Genomic DNA, 305 nt, shown 5'->3' with positions numbered 1-305 from the left:
AAGAACATTTCTGTAAGCTACCTAAGAGCGAAAAAGAAAAACGATGCCCAAAGAGTGCTTGAACTCTACGGAACTGCTAACCAAAAATACTGGTAAACTATGGAATGGGATAATCTTCACGAACTCCTGCGGTCGCTTTATGATGATATGATGCCGCTTGCAGGCGATATGGCGGCAGTTGCTAAGGGTTTGGCGGGATTGGGAGCATTGTTCTATGTGGCATTAAAGGTTTGGCAGGCTTTAAGCCGTGCCGAACCTATTGATATGTTCCCTTTGCTGCGCCCGTTCGCTTTGGGGCTTTGCAT

Annotated in this window: 1 pseudogene; it reads left to right on the top strand. The window is 46.6% G+C overall.

Annotated elements, in window-relative coordinates:
• Positions 1-99: 99 nt before the first annotated feature.
• Positions 100-305, top strand: a pseudogene (locus JHJ32_RS22760) (conjugative transposon protein TraJ); the annotation flags it as partial.

The organism is Parapedobacter sp. ISTM3 (genome assembly GCF_016533505.1).
GTDB lineage: Bacteria > Bacteroidota > Bacteroidia > Sphingobacteriales > Sphingobacteriaceae > Parapedobacter > Parapedobacter luteus.
Note: the sequence above shows the minus strand (reverse complement) of the source record. Positions and strands in the feature narration are given on the sequence as shown.